This window comes from Bradyrhizobium sp. Leo170 (assembly GCF_004296405.1).
Lineage (GTDB): Bacteria > Pseudomonadota > Alphaproteobacteria > Rhizobiales > Xanthobacteraceae > Bradyrhizobium.
This window is the reverse complement of record NZ_PSRR01000144.1, coordinates 1-19,370: the sequence shown is the minus strand read 5'-3', so window position 1 is coordinate 19,370 and position 19,370 is coordinate 1. Positions and strand designations below refer to the sequence as shown.

The window sequence follows — 19,370 nt, the reverse complement described above, 5'->3', positions numbered from 1 at the left end:
TATCGAGGAGGGTGGAAAGTGAAGCAAACCTCGGGCGCATCACGCCGCGAGAATACGGACTCACATCCCCTCCGCTGTTTGAAATTTGAATCATAAGTCGCGGCGACGCCGTAGGGTGGGCAAAGCGAAGCGTGCCCACCATCGCGAGCACGGCGCGGATGGTGGGCACGGCGCGAAGTGCGCCTTTGCCCACCCTACGCACCATCGCAATCTATTCCACCGCCGCTCCGACCGGTGGGCCGCCGGGAGGCCGATGCAGGAACGTCATCGTTACGTAGGCGCCGATCCAGGAGCCGATCGCGGCGAACAACACGTAGATCGAGTTTTCGGTATAGCTGATGACCGCATAGGACGAGAGCACGTACCAGACGCTGCTCCAGGTTGCCGCCGGCACGCGTTTGCGCGCAACCACGGCGGACGTGAACATGACGTAGACCGCATCCGTTGCGGCCGTTGCCAGCACCACGGCGGCGGCGGTCAAGGGATCGATGGCCATTGCAACTCCTTCCCAGTTCGGGCACTGCTCTTGGGCACAAGATTGAGGGAACGCCGAAGCGCGACCGGTTCAACCATGCCGAAAAAGGCGGGCGGTCGGCATCGTCAAAACAGGAGGGATCGTCAGGCAGGATCTGCCTGCGCACGGCAGGGCCTGTCACACGGCCCGCTTTAGTTTCGCCGGCCGCCACCCCGGAATTGCCCGGGGCTTGGCATTCACCCGGCGTTCATGCCTCACTGTCCAAAGATAAACCGGAAACCTGCGTCCAATTGTCGCTTTTTTGGTTGTCTGAACCGGTAATTGGGCACTATTAGCGCGCAGCGGAACCTCCGACATCAGCCACGGCCCATGGTCAAAGACATTACCAAGCGATTGCAGACCCTTAGCCGTCAGCACGTGGCGCTGGTCGTGGCCGTGCTGGCGGTTGCTGGCGGCATGGCTTACGCATCCCTGCACACCAAGGGGGCAAATGGCGGCCATTCGGAGATTTCGAGCCAATCCCGCAAAGGGCTGCAACGCTACACGCCGTCCCCTGCCGAATGGGCAAGCCTGAGTCTGCAGCCGGTCTCCGAGCGTGCCTTCCGTGCCGAATACGTGACCGAGGGCAAGATCGGCATCGACGAGGATCGCTCCACCCCGGTGTTCTCGCCCTATACCGGCCGCATCACCAAGCTCCTGGCGCGGCCCGGCGACAGCGTCGTCAAGGGCCAGCCGCTGTTCGTGATCGAGGCCGCCGACACCGTGCAGGCGCAGAACGACTACATCTCTGCGATGACCAGCGTGAACAAGGCCAAGTCCGCGGTCGATCTCGCCCAGATCCAGGACGACCGCGCCAAGAGCCTGTTCGAAGGCAAGGCCGTGCCGCTGAAGGACTATCAGCAGAGCCAGGCCACGCTGGTCCAGGCGCAGAACGATCTGCGCTCGGCTCAGACGACGCTGGAGGCCGCGCGCAACAAGCTGCGCATCCTGGGCTTCGGCGACGGAGACATCGATGCGCTGCGCCAGAAGGGCGGCATCAATCCGGAGATCACGATCTTCGCGCCGATCGGCGGCACGGTGGTGCAGCGCAAGGCCGGCCCCGGGCAATATGTCTCCTCCGGCGCCAGCGATCCCGTCTATGTCATCGGCGATCTCTCGACCGTCTGGCTGCTCGCCTTCGTCCGCGAGAGCGACGCCGCCAAGGTCGCGGTCGGGCAGGACGTCACCTTCAGCGTGATGGCGCTGCCGGGCCGCTCGCTGACCGCGCGCATTAATTATGTCGCCGCAGCGATCGATCCGACGACGCGCCGGCTCCTGGTCCGCGCCACCATCGACAACGCGGATGGCGCGCTGAAGCCGGAGATGTTCGCCAATGTCACGCTCTATTCGCCGGGCGACCATCCCGCAGTCGGCGTGCCCAAGCAGGCGCTGATCTATGAAGGCGACCAGGTGCGCGTCTGGGTCGCGCATCCGGACAAAACGATCGAACTGCGCCAGGTCAAGCCGGGGATCACCAATGGCGATCTCGTTGAGATCGTCGGCAATCTACGGCCAGGCGAGCAGATCGTCACCAAGGGCAGCCTGTTCATCGACCGCGCCGCCTCCGGTACCTGACATTCCCGGATTATTGAAAGCTTCGATCTGAAATGGATCGCCTCGTCGCTCTCGCAGTCAGCCGCCGCTATCTGATGGTCGGCATCTTCGCCGCCGTCATGATCGGTGGCCTGATCGCCTTCCAGCACCTCAACATCGAGGCCTATCCCGATCCGACGCCGCCGATGGTCGACATCGTGACGCAAAGCCCGGGCCTGTCGGCGGAGGAGATCGAGCGCTACATCACGATTCCGATCGAGACCCAGGTCGCCGGGCTGAAGAACCTGCGCACGATCCGCACGATCTCGCTCTACGGCCTCTCCGACGTCAAGCTGCAGTTCTCCTTCGACTACACCTATGACGAGGCGCTGCAGCAGGTCCTGAACCGCCTCGCGCAACTGCCGCCTTTGCCGGGCAATGTGCAGCCGACGATCTCGCCGCTCAGCCCGATCGGCGAGATTTTTCGTTACCGCCTGGTCGGCCCGCCCAACTACAGCGTCCTCGATTTGAAGACATTGCAGGATTGGGTGCTGCAACGCCGCTTCCGCGCCGTGCCCGGCGTGATCGACGTCACCGGCTGGGGCGGCAAGACCAAGACCTATGAAGTGCAGGTCGATTTCAACAAGCTCGTCGCCAACGGCCTGACCTTGCCGCAGGTGTTGCAGGCGGTGAGCAACGCCAACATCAATGTCGGCGGCAACACGGTCGATATCGGCAGCCAGTCCGCGGTGGTGCGTGGCGTCGGCCTGATCCGTTCGGTCGACGATCTCAACAACACCATGGTGTCGCAGTCCGGCGGCAACCCTGTGCTGGTCAGGGATATTGCGACGGTCACCATCGGCGAGAAGCCGCGGCTCGGGATTGCCGGCATCGACAATGACGACGACATCGTACAGGGCATCGTGCTGATGCGCCGCGGCGAGCAGAGCTCGCCGACGATCGCCCGTGTCGAGCAACTGGTCAAATCCATCAACAATTCCTCGATCCTGCCGCCGGGGGTGCGGATCGAGCGTGTCTATGACCGCAAGGACCTGATCGATCTCACCACTCACACCGTGCTGCACAACATGGTGGTCGGCATCCTCCTGATCGTGCTGCTGCAATGGATATTCCTCGGCGACCTCCGCAGCGCGCTGATCGTCGGCGCAACCATTCCCTTCGCGCTGTTCTTCGCCGTGATCATCCTGGTGCTGCGCGGCGAATCCGCCAATCTGTTGTCGGTCGGCGCGATCGACTTCGGGCTGATCGTGGATGCCACCGTCATCATGGTGGAGGCGATCTTCCGCCGCCTGTCACAGACCACTCCGCTTTCTGAAGCCGAGCAGAGCCATATCTCCGCCGAAACCATGATGGGCATCAAGAGCCACGCGATCCTGTCGGCGTCTGCCGACGTATCGCGCTCGATCTTCTTTGCCGCCACCATCATCGTTGCCGCCTTCCTGCCGCTGTTCACGCTGAGCGGCGTCGAGGGCAACATCTTCGGGCCGATGGCGCGGACCTATGCCTACGCGCTGGCCGGCGGTCTGCTTGCGACCTTCACGATCACGCCGGCGCTGAGCGCGATCATCCTGCCCGCGCATATCGAGGAAACCGAGACCTGGATCGTCAGGCAGCTCAATCGCATCTATCTGCCCGTCCTGAACTGGGCGATCGCCAACCGGCGAGTGGTGATGGCCGGCGCTGTCGCCCTCGTGTTCTTGACCGCGCTGTCGGTGCGCTTGCTCGGGCTCGAATTCCTGCCCAAGCTGGAAGAGGGCAATCTGTGGATCCGTGCCACCCTGCCGCCCACAATCTCGCTGCAGGAGGGTAACGCCTACGTCAACGAGATGCGCCGGATGATCCGCGCCCGTCCCGAGGTGGAATCGGTGGTGTCACAGCACGGCCGCCCCGACGACGGAACCGACGCCGCCGGTCTCTTCAACGCCGAGTTCTTCGCGCCGTTGAAACCGGCAAGCGAATGGCCCGGCACGCACGACAAGGATGAGCTCACCGCACAGCTATTGGCGCAGTTGCAGGACAAGTTCCCCGGCGTCGAATTCAACTTCTCGCAATATCTGCAGGACAATGTCTCCGAAGCGGTCTCGGGCGTGAAGGGCGAGAACTCGATCAAGCTTTACGGCAGCGATCTGCAGGCGTTGACCGACACGGCCAATCAGATCAAGTCGGTGCTCTCGACGGTGCAGGGGATCACCGACCTTGCCGTGTTCACCTCGCTCGGCCAGCCGACGATCCAGATCGACGTCGACCGCGCCCGCGCCGCGCGCTACGGCCTGTCGCCAGGCGACATCAATGCCACGATCAAGGTCGCGGTCGGCGGCGACAGCGCCGGCGATCTCTATGAGCCCGGCAGTGACCGGCATTTTCCGATCATCGTGCGGCTCGCCCCGGAATACCGCAAGAGCGCCGAAGCGATCCAGAACCTACGCATCGGCGTCGCCAACCCGAACGGCGGGATCACGCAGATCCCGCTGAGCGAAGTGGCCTCGATCAAGCTGATCTCGGGCGCCGCCTATATCTATCGCGAGCAGCAGGAACGCTATCTGCCGATCAAATTCTCGGTGCGCGAGCGCGACCTCGGCAGCGCGATCCAGGAGGCGCAGCAGAAGGTCGCGGACCAGGTCAAGCTCCCGCCGGGATCGCATATCGAATGGGTCGGCGAGTTCGGCAATCTGCAGGACGCGATCAAGCGGCTGTCGATCGTGGTGCCGATCAGCCTCGCTTTGATCGCGATCCTGCTGTTCCTCAATTTCGGCTCGATGGTCGACACGCTGCTCGCCATGAGCGTGATCCCGATGGCGATCTTCGGCGGCGTGCTCGGGCTGCTGGTCTCCGGCATTCCCTTCAGCGTCTCGGCCGCGATCGGCTTCATCGCGCTGTTCGGCATTGCCGTGATGGACGGCATCATCATCCTGTCGCAGTTCAACCAGCTCATCGATGAAGGTTACGACCGGATGCGGGCCGTGGTCCGCACCGGTGAATTGCAACTGCGTCCGGTGTTGATGACCTGCGTCGTCGCCGGCGTCGGGCTATTGCCGGCGGCGCTGTCGGAAGGGATCGGCTCGCAGGTGCAGAAGCCGCTGGCAGTCGTGGTCGTGACCGGCATGATGCTGGCGCCGCTCGTCATCCTCGTGACGCTGCCGGTGCTGATCTCCTATTTCTCGCGGCGCGACTCTAGGAGGTGAAGCCGTAGAGCCGAGCCGGGTTGTCGACCAGGATCTTCTTGCGCATCGCTGTGTCCGGCGCCCACACCGCGAGCTGGTTGAGGAGCCGCCCGTCGTCGATCTGGTACAGCGGAACAACATCCGTGACCTGCTTTCCGGGTGGGACGACCGTATCGGGATGCGGCCAGTCGGTGCCCCAGACGATGCGGTCGGGATTTGCCGCGATCAGGGCCTTGGCGAGCGGAATTGCGTCCTGATAGTCGGGCGCGAGCTTGGAGGCGCGGTAGGCGCCGGAGATCTTCACATAGGCCTTGCCGGACTTCACCAGTTCGACAAGGTCCGGAAAACCCGGTTGTTCCACGCCGAGCGCGGCCTGCGCGCCGCCGAAATGGTCGAAGACAACAGGCACGGGCGATGCCGCGACGAGGTCCTTGACCGCAGGGATCAGGGGCAAGTTCGTGTACACCTGCACATGCCAGCCCCGCGCCTTGACGCGGTCGATTCCGGAGGTCAGGCGGGCACGGGCGACATTGGGATCGTTGATGCCGCCGGTTGCGAGATTGAGGCGGATGCCGCGAAAACCGTCCTTCTGCATCGCATCGAGATCGCTTTCCGGCGTCTTGTCGTCGATGACAGCCACCCCCCGCGCGGTCGCGCCGCGCGCCATCATGCCGAAGCGGGTCGCGGAATTGTCGGTGCCGTAGACGCTCGGCGTCACGATCACCACGCGCTCGATCCCGAGCGCCTTGTGCAGCGCGCTCATCTCCTCCGGCGAGGCCGGCTCCGGCGTGTAGACGCGACCAGTGAAGAACGGGAATTTCTGGGGATCGCCATGGATGTGGGTGTGGCAGTCGCAGGCGCCGGCCGGCACGTCGAAATTCACCGGCGTCGATGGCTGCGCTGCCTTGGCGTGGACGTCTCTGTTGTTCATCATCACTCCGGCCGCGATGGAGGCAAGCATCATACTGCGTCGCGTCAGCATTGGTCTTCTCCCTGCGTTTCCTCATTTGATCGGCGCTTGCTGCGCCCCAGCGTTATCAGCCGCCGGTTGAGCGAGGTTACAGGGCGAATGTGCGGGCGGGAAGGCGGCGGTGCCTATACCGGGATCATTGTCCGGACGGCGTGCGTAGCCCGTGCCAGGCGTCGCGCACCTGATGGTAGTGCACCTCCGGCAGGTAATCCGGCGTATTGAGATTGAGCGTCTTGACGTCGAGCCGGCCGATGGCGCTGAGCAGGCTGTAGGAGGCGATCACGCGGTCGCGCAGCGCTCCGATCAGGCGGGCCCTGGCCGAGATCAAATCCTGTTGTGCGTTGAGCACGTCGACGGTGGTGCGCTGGCCGCCGGCCGCCTCGCGCTGCACGCCCTGCAGCGCAACGTTCGCGGCGCGGACTTCGGACTCCGAAGCGGAGACCGCCGTCTTGGCGCCTTCGTTGGCCACCCAGGCGCTGACCGCAGCAGTGCGCGCCTGGTTACGAACCTGGTCGAGCACCAGCCGGCTCTGCGCCGCCACTTCCTTGGCCTGCCGGGTCTGGGACGCCGCCATGCCGCCGTCATAGATCGGCTGGTTCAACTGGCCGATGATGGAAGCCTGGTCGGTTCCGAATGTGCCGAGCGTCGGGTCGGAGTCGCGGCTGCGGCTCACGCTGCCCTGCACCGTGACGTTCGGCATCAGGCTGCTCTCGGCGACGCGGATCGTGGTCGAGGCGACGTCGACGTCGTAGCTTGCCGCCATCACCGCCGGGTGCTCTTTGAAGGCGAGCCCGATCGCGTCCTCGCGGTTGCGCGGCAGCAGGCGGTCGGTGGTCTCGGCAGGCCGCAATTGCCCGGGCGCATTGCCGATGATCTGTGCGTAAGTCGCCTGGCTGATCGCGAGATTGATCTCGGCGGCGTTGAGATCGGCAAGCCCGCGGTTCAGTCGCGCTTCGGCCTGCGCCGTGTCGGTCGGCGTGACATCGCCGGCATTGAGGCGCTTCTGCGTGATGGCTTGCGTTTCGCGCAGAAACGCGACGTTGGCGCGCTGCGCCTCGACCAAGGACTGGTTGGCGAGCACATTGGTATAAGCGGTCACCGCGTCCAGCAGCACGCCCTGGCCGACATTGCGCAGCGCCTCGCGGCCGGATTGCACCTGCAGTTCCGCCACCCGCACGCTGTTGGCGGTCTTGAAACCGTTGAACAGCGTCTGCGTCACCGTCAGGCCGATCTGCCACGGCTTCAGGTTCGCGGTCTGAACGACGTTATTTGGCAAGAGGTCGCGCACCGCCTGCAAACCGGCGGAGAGGGTTGCGGCGATCTGCGGACGATAGCCGGTCAGCGCCTGCGGCACGTTCTCGTCGGTCGCACGCTGCCGCGCCCGCTCGGCATTCAGTGCCGGATTGGTTTGGTAGGCTTTGGCGAGCGCTTCAGGGAGGCTCTCCGCATGGACCGCCGAGGCGGCGAAATCGACACAAAGCATAACGCCAAGGCAAATGCCCGTCTGAAGCAAACGCCTTCTCACGTCGCTAACTCTAGCGGTACGTCCGACCATAATAACCCGCAAACCACCCCGACTGTCCGCCCCCGTCGACTGGGTCACATCTACCGTTTAGGGGATGGTATCGCTACTGACAAACGGTCGCGCGACATCTGCACATCAAATCAATGCTTGTCTGTTGCCGGTTCGTCACAGACGAGTGACGGTCGTGAAGGATTGCGCTGCGCGCGCGCCGACGCCGTCATTCCGGGGCATCGCGATGAGCCGGAATCCATCTCGCCACCAGCCCATGTGGCCCAATGGGTTCCGGGCTCGCGCTGCGCGCGCCCCGGAATGATGGCGGTGGTTTGTTCACCTGTTCTTATTCACAGGCTGTCGCTTCTCAATGAAGGCGGCCATGCCTTCGGAACGGTCTTCGAGCGAGAAGGTCGAGTGGAACAGGTTGCGCTCGACGTTGAGACCTTCCGACAGCGTGGTCTCGAAGGCGCGGTTGACGGCTTCCTTGGCCATCGCGACCGCCGGGCGCGACATCGACGCGATCTTTTCAGCGGCGGTGAGTGCTTCGTCCATCAGCTTGTCAGCGGGCACGATGCGGCTGACGAGGCCGGAGCGTTCGGCCTCGGCGGCATCCATCATCCGTCCGGTGAGGCAGAGATCCATCGCCTTCGACTTGCCGATCGCACGCGTCAGCCGCTGCGTGCCGCCGATTCCGGGGATCGTGCCGAGCGTGATCTCGGGCTGACCGAACTTCGCGGTGTCGGCAGCGATGATGATGTCGCACATCATGGCAAGCTCGCAGCCGCCGCCAAGGGCATATCCCGCCACCGCCGCAATCGTCGGCTTGCGGCATCTGGCGACGCGGTCGCCGCCGATCGCGGAGAAGTCGCTGGTGAACATGTCGATGAAGCCTTTCGGCTGCATCTCCTTGATGTCGGCGCCGGCGGCAAAGGCCTTTTCGCTGCCGGTCAGCACGATGCATCCGACTGCGTCGTCCGCCTCGAGGTCGTCGACTGCGGCTGCGATTTCGCGGAAGACGCCGAAGGAGAGCGCATTGAGCATCTTGGGACGGTTCAGCTTGATGATGCCGACCGCGCCCTTGCTCTCGACAATGATGTGTTCAAACGTCGACATGATCCACCCCGTTTTCCTGATCTGGCGGCAATGTGCCCGCTGACGGGGTAGGCTTCAAGTGGGCTCCCGGACGCGGCGGAGCGCTATTTGCGCCGCGCGTCCGGGCACAAGAGGGACGTCAGGCCACGAACATGCGGGCAGCAGACGCCATGGTCAGCAACGCGCCCGCGGCGATGAACATCTTGCCGATCAGGGAAGTCCGGTCCCAGGTCGAGTCGTCGGCGCTGGCGACCGGCGCCGCCGTCGGCGCCTGGGCGGTCGTCATCGCGACTGCCGGAGCAGGCTGCTGCGGCTGCGGCTTTGCGTCGGGCTGATTCTGCTGCTGGCTGTCGTGCAGCGCGCGATCGACTTCGTTGAGCTGGTCCGAGGCGACGACGTCGGCATCACCGGGCGCCTTTGTCTCGTCGGGCTTGTCGGATTCGGCGAGCAGCGTGTTGGCCTTCGCCGACATCGCGCTCGCATTGTCGGCAGGGACGTTGGGGGTCAGTTCGGCCTTGGCATTGGCGACCAATGCCGGAAGCGACACGGCTGCGGCGTCGGCGGTCTCGGCGCTATCCGGCTTCTTGGCCTCGGACGACTTGGATTCGGAGGACTTGGATTCGGAGGACTTGGATTCGGAGGATTTGGAATCGGTCTTGGCCGACTTGTCGCGCTTTGCGTGACGCGTACTCTGTTTCTTAACACTTGCCGCACTATCAGAGTCCGAGGCGGTCGTGCCGCCCGAACCTGCCGCCTCGACCGGGGACGGCGCGGCGACGCATGCAAACAGCCCTGCGGCCACAAGCACCGCCAGAAGCCCGCTGGCTTTGGTGATCATCTGACAATCTCCCCATTTGCCCGCCCCTGAGGGGCGAAATGAGCCCCCGAGGCGTGTCCACAGCGGGGCAGAAAAAGGGAATCTTCGGGTTTTGCCGGGCCAAAACGGGGCGGCACTGTTGCGCCAAAACGGCTGCTTTCGGGCACAGCGTCGATTTCCTCCAGGCAAAAATCTGTGCTGGCGGCCGGTGCGAGCGCCGGCAATCGATGTTAAGAGCGCTGCGGATCTCTAAAGGCCGCTCGATTTGCGCTGGTCCGGATTTGAGATTCTGTCGCCCGGGCGCCATTTCACGATTTTGTGATCAATTCGCTCCCGGTGTAACAAATTGAAGGATAGGCCGAATTGCGTTGTGGGAGCGCACGTGCGCGAACGTGAGGACGAATGGACCGGCCTGATGCGGTCGGCCATTTCAGGCGACAGCACGGCGTATCATCGCCTGCTGAAGGCGATCACGCCGGTCCTGCGGGCGGTCGCGCGCCGCGGTTTGGCGCGCGCGGGCCAACCGATCGATCAATCCGAGGATATCGTGCAAGACATTCTGCTGGCGGTGCATTCGAAGCGACACACATGGGACGTAAACGCTCCGTTCGCGCCCTGGCTGTTCGCAATTGCCCGCAACAAGCTGATCGATGCGCTGCGACGCCGGGGCAAGCGGGTGTTCGTCAACATCGACGATTTTGCCGAGACCCTGCCCGGCGAGGCGCAGGAGGAGAGGGCCTCCGCGAGCGAAATCGCTGCGCATCTGAACACATTGCCGGCGCGGCAGCGCGAGGTCCTGCAGTCGATCGCCGTCGACAGCGCCTCGATCCAGGATACGGCGGCAAAATTCTCGATGAGCGAGGGCGCCGTGCGGGTGGCGTTGCATCGCGGGCTCGCCAACTTGACGGCGAAACTGCGGGAGAGTTGAGCATGGATACCGATCAGCTCATTCGCACGCTCGCCGCCGACAACACTCAGCGCGCACAGCCGGTGGGTTTTGTCCTGATGCTGGCGTTGCTCGCCGCCGCACCGGTCTCGCTGCTGATGTTCTTCACCGAGCTCGGCGTCAGGCCCGATGTCATGACCGCGATGCACAACCCGTTCTTCGGTCTGAAGTTCGCGGTGACGCTGGCGCTCGCCGCTTCCGCGATCGCCGTCAGCCTGCATCTATCGCGGCCCGAGGCTTCGCTGCGCGGCTTTGTCTGGTGGCTGCTTGTTCCGGCCGGTCTGCTCATGGCCGGTATCAGCGGCGAGATGATGATGCCGCAACGCGCGCCGATGATGACGCGGCTGGTCGGCAACAATTCGCGGGCCTGCCTGATCTCGATTCCCTTGATGTCGCTGCCGTTGCTCGCGGCCGCCTTGTTCGGCCTGCGTCATGGCGCGCCGGCGCGCCCGGCGGTCGCAGGCGCCATCGCAGGCCTGGCGGCGGCGGGGCTGGCGGCAACGCTCTACGCATCGCATTGCACCGATGATTCACCGCTGTTCGTGGCGACCTGGTACACGATCGGGACCGCGCTGGTTGCCGCGATCGGCGCGCTGATCGGCTCGAAGGTGCTTCGATATTGATTGCGGTACCTACTGCGTCGTCATTGCGAGGAGCGACAGCGACGAAGCAATCCATGCCTCCACTTGCGGCGCGATGGATTGCTTCGCTGAGCCTGTCATCGGGCGGCGCTTCGCGCCGACCCGGTAGCTCACAATGACGAGTGGGAGGCTACGCGGCGGGCGCGGTCTGCTGCATGCGGTGGAAACGCAAGACCTGCTGCGCGGTCGATGGCCGGAGCCGTTCGTAGGTCTCCATGCAGGCCAGGAGATCGGTCGGCTCGCCGCCTGACAATTCGTCGCGCAGGTTGATGATCGAGCGCACGGTCGACCACGAGAAGCCTGCGACCTTGGCCAGGATCATCACGCCTTCGGCACGGGTTTCGATCATCATGTTCTCGGCAACGGCCAGACTCACATTGGCAAGAGCTGCAATCGAGGCATTGGTCTCGTCGAACTTGCCGGCGTCGGCAAACGCCGCCACCTGGAATTCGTCGAGCCGGCCATCCTCATACAGCGACTTCACCAGCGCATGGGCGATCGTCGTGTCGCGCGTGACCGCAGAGGGCGAGGAGCGAGCGCGCCGCGTCGCCTCGCGCACCGCGCTCGGCACCTCCTTGGCCTGCTGCGGGTTGGCGGTTTCGAGCCGGTGCCGCACCGTGTCCGATGCCTTCGCCAGCAGTTTCAGATAGAGATGCCGCGGCATGCTCGGGCGCAACCCGATGCAGGTCGCAAGGTTTTCGTCGCCTTCGGCGCGGCTGATCAGCCGTGTGAAGCCGCGTTCGGTGAACTCGGCGCCGGGATTGTTGACGGTGCTCTGGATCACCTCGTCGTTGCCGCGCAGCACCAGCACGTCGGTGACGGCGCCGCTCAGCGTCTTGCGCGCCGAGATCGCCATCAGATGCGCCTGGCTCTTGTTGCGTGCGGTCTCGATCAGGGTGTCATCGTCGAGCCGGCTCGATTGCGTCAGCACGGGGCCGGCGACCTCGATCATGTCGTCGAAGGCAAGCGTCCGGACGGTCAACGGCGGAGCGGTGTCGATCGGCGCCAGCCGGTTGGACAATAGCGCCTTCGCCGAGGCTTCGATGTGAAGCAGCAGGCACTGGAAGACATCGTCGAACAGCGCGATCTGCTGGTCCGAATAGTCCACCGCGCCGTTGACGAAAAGATCGGTCACGCGGCGCAGGGTCTCGACCCGGCGCGCCACCGTTCCATGCGCGAGCGTTGCCTGCAACTCGTCAAGCAAGTTCTCGGGGGCAATTGCGGGTTTCAAATTCATGACTGTGACTCTGTCCTGGAGTATTGGCGATGCCACCGCGCCGGATTCTCCGACGGTGGAAGCGAATTCGTTTGCTCATGCACTGACGATGCGATTGCGTCCCCGTGCCTTGGCCGCATAAAGCGCGCTGTCGGCGCGCGCGAGAAGCGTGTCCGGGCCCTCGTTGGGCCGCAGCGTTGCGATGCCGGCGGAAATCGTCACCTTCATGCCCGGCGAGAACGCGCTCCAGTCGAGCTCGGCGATGATGACCCGCAGCCGGTCCAGCGCGCGCGTGGCGCCATCTTCGTTCAACTCGGGCAATATCAGCAGGAACTCTTCGCCGCCGTAGCGGCCGAAGCGGTCGATGCTGCGGATGTTGGCGAACATGGAGATCGCGAAGGTCCTGAGCACCTCGTCGCCGGTCGGATGGCCATAGACGTCGTTGACGCGCTTGAACCAGTCGAGGTCGATCAGTGCGACCGAGCAGGGCGCGCCGGTGCGCTCGGAGCGGACGATCTCCTCGTCCAGCGTCCGCATGATGCTGCGCCGGTTGAATGCGCCGGTCAGCTCGTCAAGCTCGGCGAGCTCCTCGATGCGCTTGTAGGCTTCCTTCAGCTTCTGCCCGTTCTGGTACAGCGATTGCTGCATCGAACTGGAGAGGATCCCTAAGAACATGCAGCGCCCGATGGTGAGCGCAAAGACCAGCATCGTGGCGAGCCGCTCCAGGGTGTTGCCATGCGGCATCGAGATCGGCTTGTCGGTCAGGAGGAACAGTGCGGCGAGGCCGAGCACCATCACCGTCCAGATCAGGGCGGTCTGTCGCGCCGAGGTCCTGAGCGCGCCGAAGCCGAACACCACGAACAGATTGCACAGGAACAGCACGCCGACTTGCGGCGCGATGTAGGTGAATGCGAGCTGGTTCGCCATGTGGAGGGCCGACTGCGGCGCGACCAGATAGTGATCCCTGAAGCGATCGTGGAAGCCGAGCTCGGAAAGCAGCACGTAGACGGCGCACAGGCCCAACCCGCAAAGCGCGTAGGCCATGCCCATCGCCATCGGGATTGTGCCGGCGCTCGCATAGACCAGGAGCACGAGGGCGTCGAAAACGTAGCAGACGCCGACCATCGCCTGGATCTGGCGCCGACGCCTCGCGCGGCGCAACGGCTTCGTGGCAGCCAGCCGTGAGCCGCGGCCATTCAATCCGCCCGCAACCGGGTTCAGAAATGAGGACGCCGCGATGCCCATGCGCTCGCCATCGAGAGGAAAACTCGCAAAATCTACGGGGAAAAGCCTTTAGGTTTGGTATCTTTCGGCCCCGAATCTGGTCCGTAGAACCCTGCCATCTCCCTTGTTTTCGCAGGTGAAAATCGGGCGAACCCTGACAAGGCAATCGCGGCGGACGAGTGCCGGGCGCGACGGGTGGGAGTTGGCGGGAGGACTGCCTTATGCGCCGACTCTTGCTAAGGTCGCGAGCAGGCGGCATGGTCTTGGGGAAGCTTGCCCCTACCATAATACCTAATTTGGGGGCGGGAGTGCGGAGTTCACACGGAATTCGGAGTTTGTGGGATGGCTCACACATGCGTTCTGCACATTGCGGTAATGTGAAGAATTCTGCTCTCGCCATCGAACCAGCCCCCACCCCCTCTCGACCAATCTTGCGAGACGGCCATTGAGCGCGACACAGGCGGCTTCAGACGACGTTCTGATCGCCCGGATCGCTCAAGGCGACCGGCTCGCCATGCAGGTGCTGTACGGGCGGCACCACGTCAGAGTGTACCGTTTCGGACTCCGGCTTGTGCGGGACGAACAGGTCGCGGAAGACCTCATCAGCGAGGTGTTTCTCGATGTCTGGCGCCAGGCCGGCAAATTCGAAGGACGATCTGCCGTCTCAACTTGGCTGTTGGCGATCACCCGGTTCAAGGCCCTGTCTGCGCTGCGGCGCAGGAAGGACGCTGAACTGGACGAGGACGCCGCGAACGCGATCGAGGATGCGTCCGACGATCCGGAAGTGGCGGTGCAGAAGAAGGATACGGGTGAAGCGTTGCGCAAGTGTCTGACGGCACTTTCGCTGGAGCACCGGGAGATTGTCGATCTGGTCTACTACCACGAGAAGTCCGTGGAGGAAGTGGCCGAGATCGTTGGTATTCCGGAGAACACCGTGAAGACGCGCCTGTTCTATGCGCGCAAGAAATTGGCCGAACTGCTCAAGGCAGCCGGCATAGAGCGAGGTTGGCCATGATGGCGGCGAGAAGGAAGATGCTGGAGGAGCCCAGCGACGTCGAACTGCTGCTGCCTTGGCATGCCACGGGCACGTTGAACGCGCGCGATGCGCGGCGTGTCGAGGAGGCGCTGGCCAGCGATGCGGAACTCGCCGGGCAATACGCCGTGATCCGCGAGGAATATGCCGAGACCATCCGCCTCAACGAGAGCCTGGGCGCGCCGTCCATGCGCGCGATGCAGAAGCTGTTCGCCGAGATCGACCAGGAGCCGGTGCGCACACGGCCGGCTTCGGTGAGCCTTTCGAGGCGAATCTCGCAATTCTTCGCAAGCCTGTCGCCGCGGACGCTGGCGTGGTCGGCAGGCGTCGGCGCGATCGTGCTGCTTCTGCAGGCCGGCGTGATCGGCGCGGTGCTGATGATGAAGAGCCAGGGCAGTTCGTTCCAGACGGCGTCGCTAACGCTGGAGCCGCGGGCGGCTGCACTGGAGTTGCGATCCGCGGCCCCGATCACCCGCGACCTTGGTGCGGCGGCCAGCCCGCCGCGCGCGCTGGTGCGATTCGCGCCGGACGCCCGCATCTCCGACATCACGGCGCTGCTCGACAATTACCAGGCCTCGATCATTGGCGGGGCCCGCGAGGGCATGTTCCGCATCCAGTTCGGCAATAGCGCGATGAGCAAGAACGACGTTGCCGCGCTGCTCGGCAGGCTGCAGAAGGAAAAGGTCGTCAGCCTCGCGGTGGAAACGCCGTAAGACGCAACCCGTCATAAACCTCCCCATGACGCGCTAGCGCGAGACGCCATGGCCTGTGAACGCTCGAAATGGCGGATCGAGACGTCGTTGGCGCTGATTGCGGCGCTGTTTATCGGTTCCACAGGTCCGGCCGCGGCGCAGAGCATCATGCGCACGCCGGAAATCCGCGTCGCGCCGCGGGTGCCGAGCGTCAGCACGAATGTCGGGCCGCGGGTCAATACCAATATCGGCGGGGCGGCGGTTGCGCGGACCCCCTCGCGGATCAGCGTCACCACCATGCCCCGCATTGGCGTGCACTCGACGCTGCCCTCCGCGCGCTATTCGCCCAACCTCCATCGCGCCTGCGACGCTGCCTATCGCGGCAGCGACGGCGAGTGCCTCGACCGTCCCGTCGTCTCCACCTCGGATGGCGGCAGTGGCGGCAAGGCGGCCGGCAGGAAAGCCAAGGGCGGATCGCGCAACAACGCGCCGCAAACTGCGGTTGATCTCCGCGCGGTGCCCAACGAACTCGTGGCCGAGATCGATGGTGCGCTGACCGACGCGCAGATCGAGGAGCTGACGCGGCGTCATGGCCTGGCGCGGGTGGAGATACGGAACGTCCCGCTGCTCGGCTCCACCATCGGCCTGTTCCGCATCACCGACCGCCGCCCGGTGGACGTGGTGCGCCGGGCGCTTGCCGGCGACGGCCGCGTGCGGTCCGTGCAGCTCAACTTCCGCTACCTGTTGCAGGACCAGAAGACGGCACCGACTGAGGGCGATCCGGCGCAATACGCGCTGGCGCAGCTTCGCCTGCCGCAGGCGCACACGCTAGTCCGCGGCATGAACGTGACCATTGCCGTGATCGATTCCGGCATCGATGCCAGCCATCCCGAGCTGGCGAATACGATTGCCGACACATTCGATGCGATCGGCAGCAATGAAGGGCCGCACGCGCACGGCACCGGCATCGCCGGGACGATCGCCGCCCATGCCAGGCTGATGGGGAGCGCGCCGGAGGTGCGCATTCTCGCGATCCGCGCGTTCGGCGCGACCGCGAACGGGGCGCAGAGCTCGTCCTATGTGATCCTGAAGGGACTGGATTATGCGGCGCTGCACGGCGCGCAGATCATCAATATGAGCTTTGCCGGCCCTAAGGATCCGCTGATCGAGCGGGCGGTCGCTGCGAGTGCGGCGCGCGGCATCTTGCTGGTCGCCGCCGCCGGTAATGCCGGGGCGAAATCGGCGCCGCTCTATCCCGCCGCGAACCCGAATGTGATCGCGGTCAGCGGCACCGATGCGCAGGAGAAACTGTTCTCCGCCTCGAATCGGGGCAACTACATCGCGCTCGCCGCGCCCGGCGCCGATATCTTCCTGCCGGCGCCGGACGGCAAATACCAGATCACCTCGGGCACGTCGTTTTCCGCCGCCTTCGTCAGCGGCATTGCGGCCCTGGTGCTGGAGCGCAATCCGTCGCTGAAACCGAACGAGGTGCGTTCGATCCTGACCGGCACGGCGCGCGATCTCGGTGCCCCCGGACGTGATGATTTGTTTGGGGCGGGGCAGGCCGATGCGTTCGCAGCGGTATCCGCCGTTGCGGCAGTTCCGCTCGCCTCCGGCAAGCACGCACCGGCTGCGCCCGCACAGGATAACACTTCTGTGAGCCGGGCGATGGAACAGTCGGCACCGGCCATGGCCGCGGACAAATCGGCCGAAAATGACGCGAAAAGCCCCGCCGCGCAGTGAGTTTTCCGCGCTTTCGGGCCGCGGACCGTCGCCGCGGAAGGTTAAAAAAATCGAACGAGGATTTTGAACGTGGCGCTGGGTGTCGCGACCAATAAATGTGGGAGCGATCCATTCCTCCCCATTAGCTATATCAGGCGCGAGCGCCCATCCACCCCAAGCGCCCATATGGCTTGACCCGTCCGGTTGTCCCCCCGGACGGGTCTTCATTTTTGGGGACAGCGCTTCCTTGTCGCACGCACGGTCATGCAGGTGTCGCGTCGACCGTCTAAGAGCCGCAAACCCAATAATCCAGTATTCCTGCGGACTTCTCTGCGTGCCCCGAGTCGTTTACGAAAAGGTGTTAGACTTTTTTAACCTTTTCCACAGAATATCCCCGTCATATTTTGATTCGGTTCGGTTGCGTCCTGCGTCCGTTTCTCTCTTTACGGGCTGTCTTAATGACAAATCGAACTGACGCGGCCAGAGGCCGCGAGATCGTGGCGCGCTGGTGCGCGCTGGCGGAAGCACGGCTGGAACACCTCACCGAACTGTTCGAATCCGGGCGCTGGCGCCGCTATCACAGCGATGTGTCCTTCCTCGAGAACGTCCAGGAGGCCAAGCAGGCGGTCGAGACCTGGCGCGACCTGTTGCGTCGCGAGGCCTCGCTGGACAATTCGCCGATCGACATCTCCTGGCTCGGCCGCGGCCGCGTGACGCCGCTGCCGGCTCCGGTACGGCTGCAGCAGCGACCGGTCGAGCGGCCGGCACCAGTGGCGCCGCCGGAGCCGCCGGTCGAGGTTGTCGCGCTCGTGCAGGCTGTGGAAGAGGAGGCGCCGGTGCCGGAAGAGGCGCCGCTGCCGCTGCTCGACCTCGCCGCCATGCAGGCGCGCTATCCGCTGCTGCGCAACACGCTCTAGAAAGCTTTTCGTTGACGCGTTTTCTTTACGCGAACCGGTCCCCACTTCGCTTGAAAACGCTCTGAAAGTTATCTTCGCACCGCGTTGCCGCCGAGCACGAGTTGCGCGTATTGCTGGGCGCCGGCGACTGACAGGTCCGCCGTGATGACCCGCGCATGGTCGAGCCCGACCACGGCGCCGCGCGGCGCTTCCGAGATCATGTTGTTGTTGACCAGCGCGATCCCGGCGCCCGGCGCCACCGAGACGCCGATGCCGACAAACGCCTTGCGGATCACATTGCCCGTGATAGCGACGTCGCGCAGATATTTGCCCCAGCCGGCAACGATGCCGAAGGAGGGCGCATTCTCGATCACGTTGCCCGTGACGGCGGTGTCCGCCTCGATATAGATGCCGATGCCGGCGTCATCGTCCGGCGCGGTCCCGATCGGTCGCTTCGGGATCAGGTTGCGGATGATGTTGCCCTGGACCGCCGCGATGCGGCCACCCTCGTTGAAATTGCAGACGGAGACGCCAACGGCGGCGCCGTCGACCGTGTTGTTGGCGATGACGGCGCCCTCGAAGGCGAACTCCGAATAGAGCGCGACCTCGCGGACATCGCTGACGCTGTTGTCTGATATATGGATGTTCGACGCCGAATTGCCGCGCACGGCCGAATAATCGCAATTGCGAATGCGGTTGCCGCGCACGATCACATTGCCGGCCCGGAAGACGTTGATGGCGTTGCCGTACTGGCCGGAGCCGCCGGGCCCGGCCTTGATGTCCTCGATGCGGTTGTCGGCAACGATCGTGCCGTCGTCGCCGATGGCGGTGCGCAGGATCTCGATGCCGTTGTCGTTGGTGCCTGAGATCGTGTTGCGCGAGACCATCAGGCCCAGCGCGTCGAACGAGACGATGGCGGTGGTTGCAATGTTGGTGAAGATGTTGCCGCTGACGTCGCCCGACACCTGCTCGAACCAGATGCCGTTGCCGCCGCTGCCTTTGATCTCGCATCCGGTGATGCGGACATCGCGCGCGGTGAGGCAATGCACGAGGCCGCGACGTGTCGGCAGCGGCACATTGCCGCCGTCCAGCGTGAGGTCGGAGAGGCCGATGTTGTCGGCGCCTTCACCAAGAAACATCGACAGCCCGCCGTTGAAGACGAGTTTGGTCGCGCCGCGCACGCCGACGAGTTGCGAGCCGCGCTGCAGGCGGAGCAGGCCGGTGCGATAGACGCCCGGCGGCAGCGCCAGCGGCGCTTGCGCGCGTGCGGCCTCATCGATCGCGCGCTGCAGGGCCTTGGTCTGGTCGTCGGCACTGCCGGGGCGGACGCCATATTGCGTGGCGTCGCGGCCGAGCGCGGAGGTGAGCGGTGC

General features: G+C 64.5%; 17 protein-coding genes. 8 read left to right on the top strand and 9 right to left on the bottom strand.

The genetic code is table 11. The features are described from left to right. Both CWO89_RS47050 and CWO89_RS23065 read right to left on the bottom strand, forming a co-directional pair. A partial coding sequence (locus tag CWO89_RS47050; RefSeq protein WP_207234547.1) for a hypothetical protein occupies positions 1-193 on the bottom strand: 193 nt, incomplete at its 3' end. Positions 194-211: 18 nt separating this feature from the next. Then, complete coding sequence (locus tag CWO89_RS23065) at positions 212-496, bottom strand: hypothetical protein (RefSeq protein ID WP_130581034.1); 285 nt, start codon at positions 494-496, stop codon at positions 212-214. Positions 497-844: 348 nt separating this feature from the next. Here CWO89_RS23065 and CWO89_RS23060 point away from each other — a divergent pair, with 348 nt between their 5' ends. Beyond that, positions 845-2,089 carry an efflux RND transporter periplasmic adaptor subunit gene (locus tag CWO89_RS23060; protein ID WP_130581033.1) on the top strand — a complete coding sequence of 415 codons (1,245 nt, stop codon included), beginning with the start codon at positions 845-847 and terminating at the stop codon, positions 2,087-2,089. Between the two features lie 32 nt (positions 2,090-2,121). Further along, the gene (locus tag CWO89_RS23055; RefSeq protein ID WP_130581032.1) at positions 2,122-5,250 is read left to right on the top strand and encodes an efflux RND transporter permease subunit; all 3,129 of its coding nucleotides are present in this window, start codon (positions 2,122-2,124) and stop codon (positions 5,248-5,250) included. Here CWO89_RS23055 and CWO89_RS23050 read toward each other — a convergent pair. The 4 genes from CWO89_RS23050 to CWO89_RS23035 form a co-directional block, all read right to left on the bottom strand. After that, a complete protein-coding gene (locus CWO89_RS23050) occupies positions 5,240-6,211 on the bottom strand; it encodes an amidohydrolase family protein (RefSeq protein WP_130581031.1) in 972 nt (323 codons plus the stop codon). The genes CWO89_RS23055 and CWO89_RS23050 overlap by 11 nt on opposite strands. Before the next feature lie 124 nt (positions 6,212-6,335). Further along, on the bottom strand, positions 6,336-7,754 hold the full coding sequence (locus CWO89_RS23045) for a TolC family outer membrane protein (RefSeq protein ID WP_130581030.1): 1,419 nt from the start codon (positions 7,752-7,754) through the stop codon (positions 6,336-6,338). Positions 7,755-8,051: 297 nt separating this feature from the next. Further along, on the bottom strand, positions 8,052-8,831 hold the full coding sequence (locus tag CWO89_RS23040; protein WP_130581029.1) for an enoyl-CoA hydratase: 780 nt from the start codon (positions 8,829-8,831) through the stop codon (positions 8,052-8,054). A gap of 118 nt (positions 8,832-8,949) precedes the next feature. Further along, on the bottom strand, positions 8,950-9,648 hold the full coding sequence (locus tag CWO89_RS23035; protein ID WP_130581028.1) for a hypothetical protein: 699 nt from the start codon (positions 9,646-9,648) through the stop codon (positions 8,950-8,952). Between the two features lie 361 nt (positions 9,649-10,009). Here CWO89_RS23035 and CWO89_RS23030 point away from each other — a divergent pair, with 361 nt between their 5' ends. Next, the gene (locus CWO89_RS23030; protein ID WP_130581027.1) at positions 10,010-10,555 is read left to right on the top strand and encodes a sigma-70 family RNA polymerase sigma factor; all 546 of its coding nucleotides are present in this window, start codon (positions 10,010-10,012) and stop codon (positions 10,553-10,555) included. A 2-nt stretch (positions 10,556-10,557) separates the two neighbouring features. After that, entirely contained in the window at positions 10,558-11,196 is a 639-nt protein-coding gene (locus CWO89_RS23025; RefSeq protein ID WP_130581026.1) for an NrsF family protein, read from the top strand. Between the two features lie 148 nt (positions 11,197-11,344). Here the strand turns inward: CWO89_RS23025 and CWO89_RS23020 are convergent, their stop codons facing one another. Both CWO89_RS23020 and CWO89_RS23015 read right to left on the bottom strand, forming a co-directional pair. Further along, positions 11,345-12,451, bottom strand: a complete 1,107-nt coding sequence (locus CWO89_RS23020; protein ID WP_130581025.1) for a DUF2336 domain-containing protein — start codon at positions 12,449-12,451, stop codon at positions 11,345-11,347. 75 nt (positions 12,452-12,526) lie between these two features. After that, positions 12,527-13,675, bottom strand: coding sequence for a GGDEF domain-containing protein (locus tag CWO89_RS23015; protein ID WP_130581024.1), 1,149 nt, complete (start codon positions 13,673-13,675; stop codon positions 12,527-12,529). A 424-nt stretch (positions 13,676-14,099) separates the two neighbouring features. On the opposite strand from CWO89_RS23015, the gene CWO89_RS23010 reads away from it, so the two are divergent. The 4 genes from CWO89_RS23010 to CWO89_RS22995 all read left to right on the top strand — a co-directional run bounded on the left by CWO89_RS23010 (position 14,100) and on the right by CWO89_RS22995 (position 18,018). After that, the gene (locus CWO89_RS23010) at positions 14,100-14,669 is read left to right on the top strand and encodes a sigma-70 family RNA polymerase sigma factor (RefSeq protein WP_130581023.1); all 570 of its coding nucleotides are present in this window, start codon (positions 14,100-14,102) and stop codon (positions 14,667-14,669) included. Further along, positions 14,666-15,400, top strand: coding sequence for a hypothetical protein (locus CWO89_RS23005; RefSeq protein WP_130581022.1), 735 nt, complete (start codon positions 14,666-14,668; stop codon positions 15,398-15,400). Before CWO89_RS23010 ends, CWO89_RS23005 begins: the two co-directional genes overlap by 4 nt. Positions 15,401-15,448: 48 nt before the next feature. Continuing rightward, positions 15,449-17,122: a S8 family serine peptidase gene (locus tag CWO89_RS23000; protein ID WP_130581021.1), complete on the top strand. Its 1,674-nt coding sequence runs from the start codon at positions 15,449-15,451 to the stop codon at positions 17,120-17,122. Between the two features lie 437 nt (positions 17,123-17,559). Further along, a complete protein-coding gene (locus tag CWO89_RS22995; protein ID WP_130581020.1) occupies positions 17,560-18,018 on the top strand; it encodes a TIGR03809 family protein in 459 nt (152 codons plus the stop codon). Positions 18,019-18,086: 68 nt separating this feature from the next. Here the strand turns inward: CWO89_RS22995 and CWO89_RS22990 are convergent. Continuing rightward, positions 18,087-19,370: TIGR03808 family TAT-translocated repetitive protein (locus tag CWO89_RS22990; protein WP_130581019.1), on the bottom strand; the 1,284-nt coding region annotated here is incomplete at its 5' end.

What these genes read in the sequence shown, in the direction of transcription:
- CWO89_RS23035 (WP_130581028.1), bottom strand. Translation starts at nt 9,648, where the DNA reads ATGATCACCAAAGCCAGCGGGCTTCTGGCGGTGCTTGTGGCCGCAGGG.
- CWO89_RS23045 (WP_130581030.1), bottom strand. Translation starts at nt 7,754, where the DNA reads ATGGTCGGACGTACCGCTAGAGTTAGCGACGTGAGAAGGCGTTTGCTT.
- CWO89_RS23065 (WP_130581034.1), bottom strand. Translation starts at nt 496, where the DNA reads ATGGCCATCGATCCCTTGACCGCCGCCGCCGTGGTGCTGGCAACGGCC.
- CWO89_RS22995 (WP_130581020.1), top strand. Translation starts at nt 17,560, where the DNA reads ATGACAAATCGAACTGACGCGGCCAGAGGCCGCGAGATCGTGGCGCGC.
- CWO89_RS23060 (WP_130581033.1), top strand. Translation starts at nt 845, where the DNA reads ATGGTCAAAGACATTACCAAGCGATTGCAGACCCTTAGCCGTCAGCAC.
- CWO89_RS23020 (WP_130581025.1), bottom strand. Translation starts at nt 12,451, where the DNA reads ATGAATTTGAAACCCGCAATTGCCCCCGAGAACTTGCTTGACGAGTTG.
- CWO89_RS23000 (WP_130581021.1), top strand. Translation starts at nt 15,449, where the DNA reads ATGGCCTGTGAACGCTCGAAATGGCGGATCGAGACGTCGTTGGCGCTG.
- CWO89_RS23005 (WP_130581022.1), top strand. Translation starts at nt 14,666, where the DNA reads ATGATGGCGGCGAGAAGGAAGATGCTGGAGGAGCCCAGCGACGTCGAA.
- CWO89_RS23015 (WP_130581024.1), bottom strand. Translation starts at nt 13,675, where the DNA reads ATGGGCATCGCGGCGTCCTCATTTCTGAACCCGGTTGCGGGCGGATTG.
- CWO89_RS23040 (WP_130581029.1), bottom strand. Translation starts at nt 8,831, where the DNA reads ATGTCGACGTTTGAACACATCATTGTCGAGAGCAAGGGCGCGGTCGGC.
- CWO89_RS23050 (WP_130581031.1), bottom strand. Translation starts at nt 6,211, where the DNA reads ATGCTGACGCGACGCAGTATGATGCTTGCCTCCATCGCGGCCGGAGTG.
- CWO89_RS23025 (WP_130581026.1), top strand. Translation starts at nt 10,558, where the DNA reads ATGGATACCGATCAGCTCATTCGCACGCTCGCCGCCGACAACACTCAG.
- CWO89_RS23055 (WP_130581032.1), top strand. Translation starts at nt 2,122, where the DNA reads ATGGATCGCCTCGTCGCTCTCGCAGTCAGCCGCCGCTATCTGATGGTC.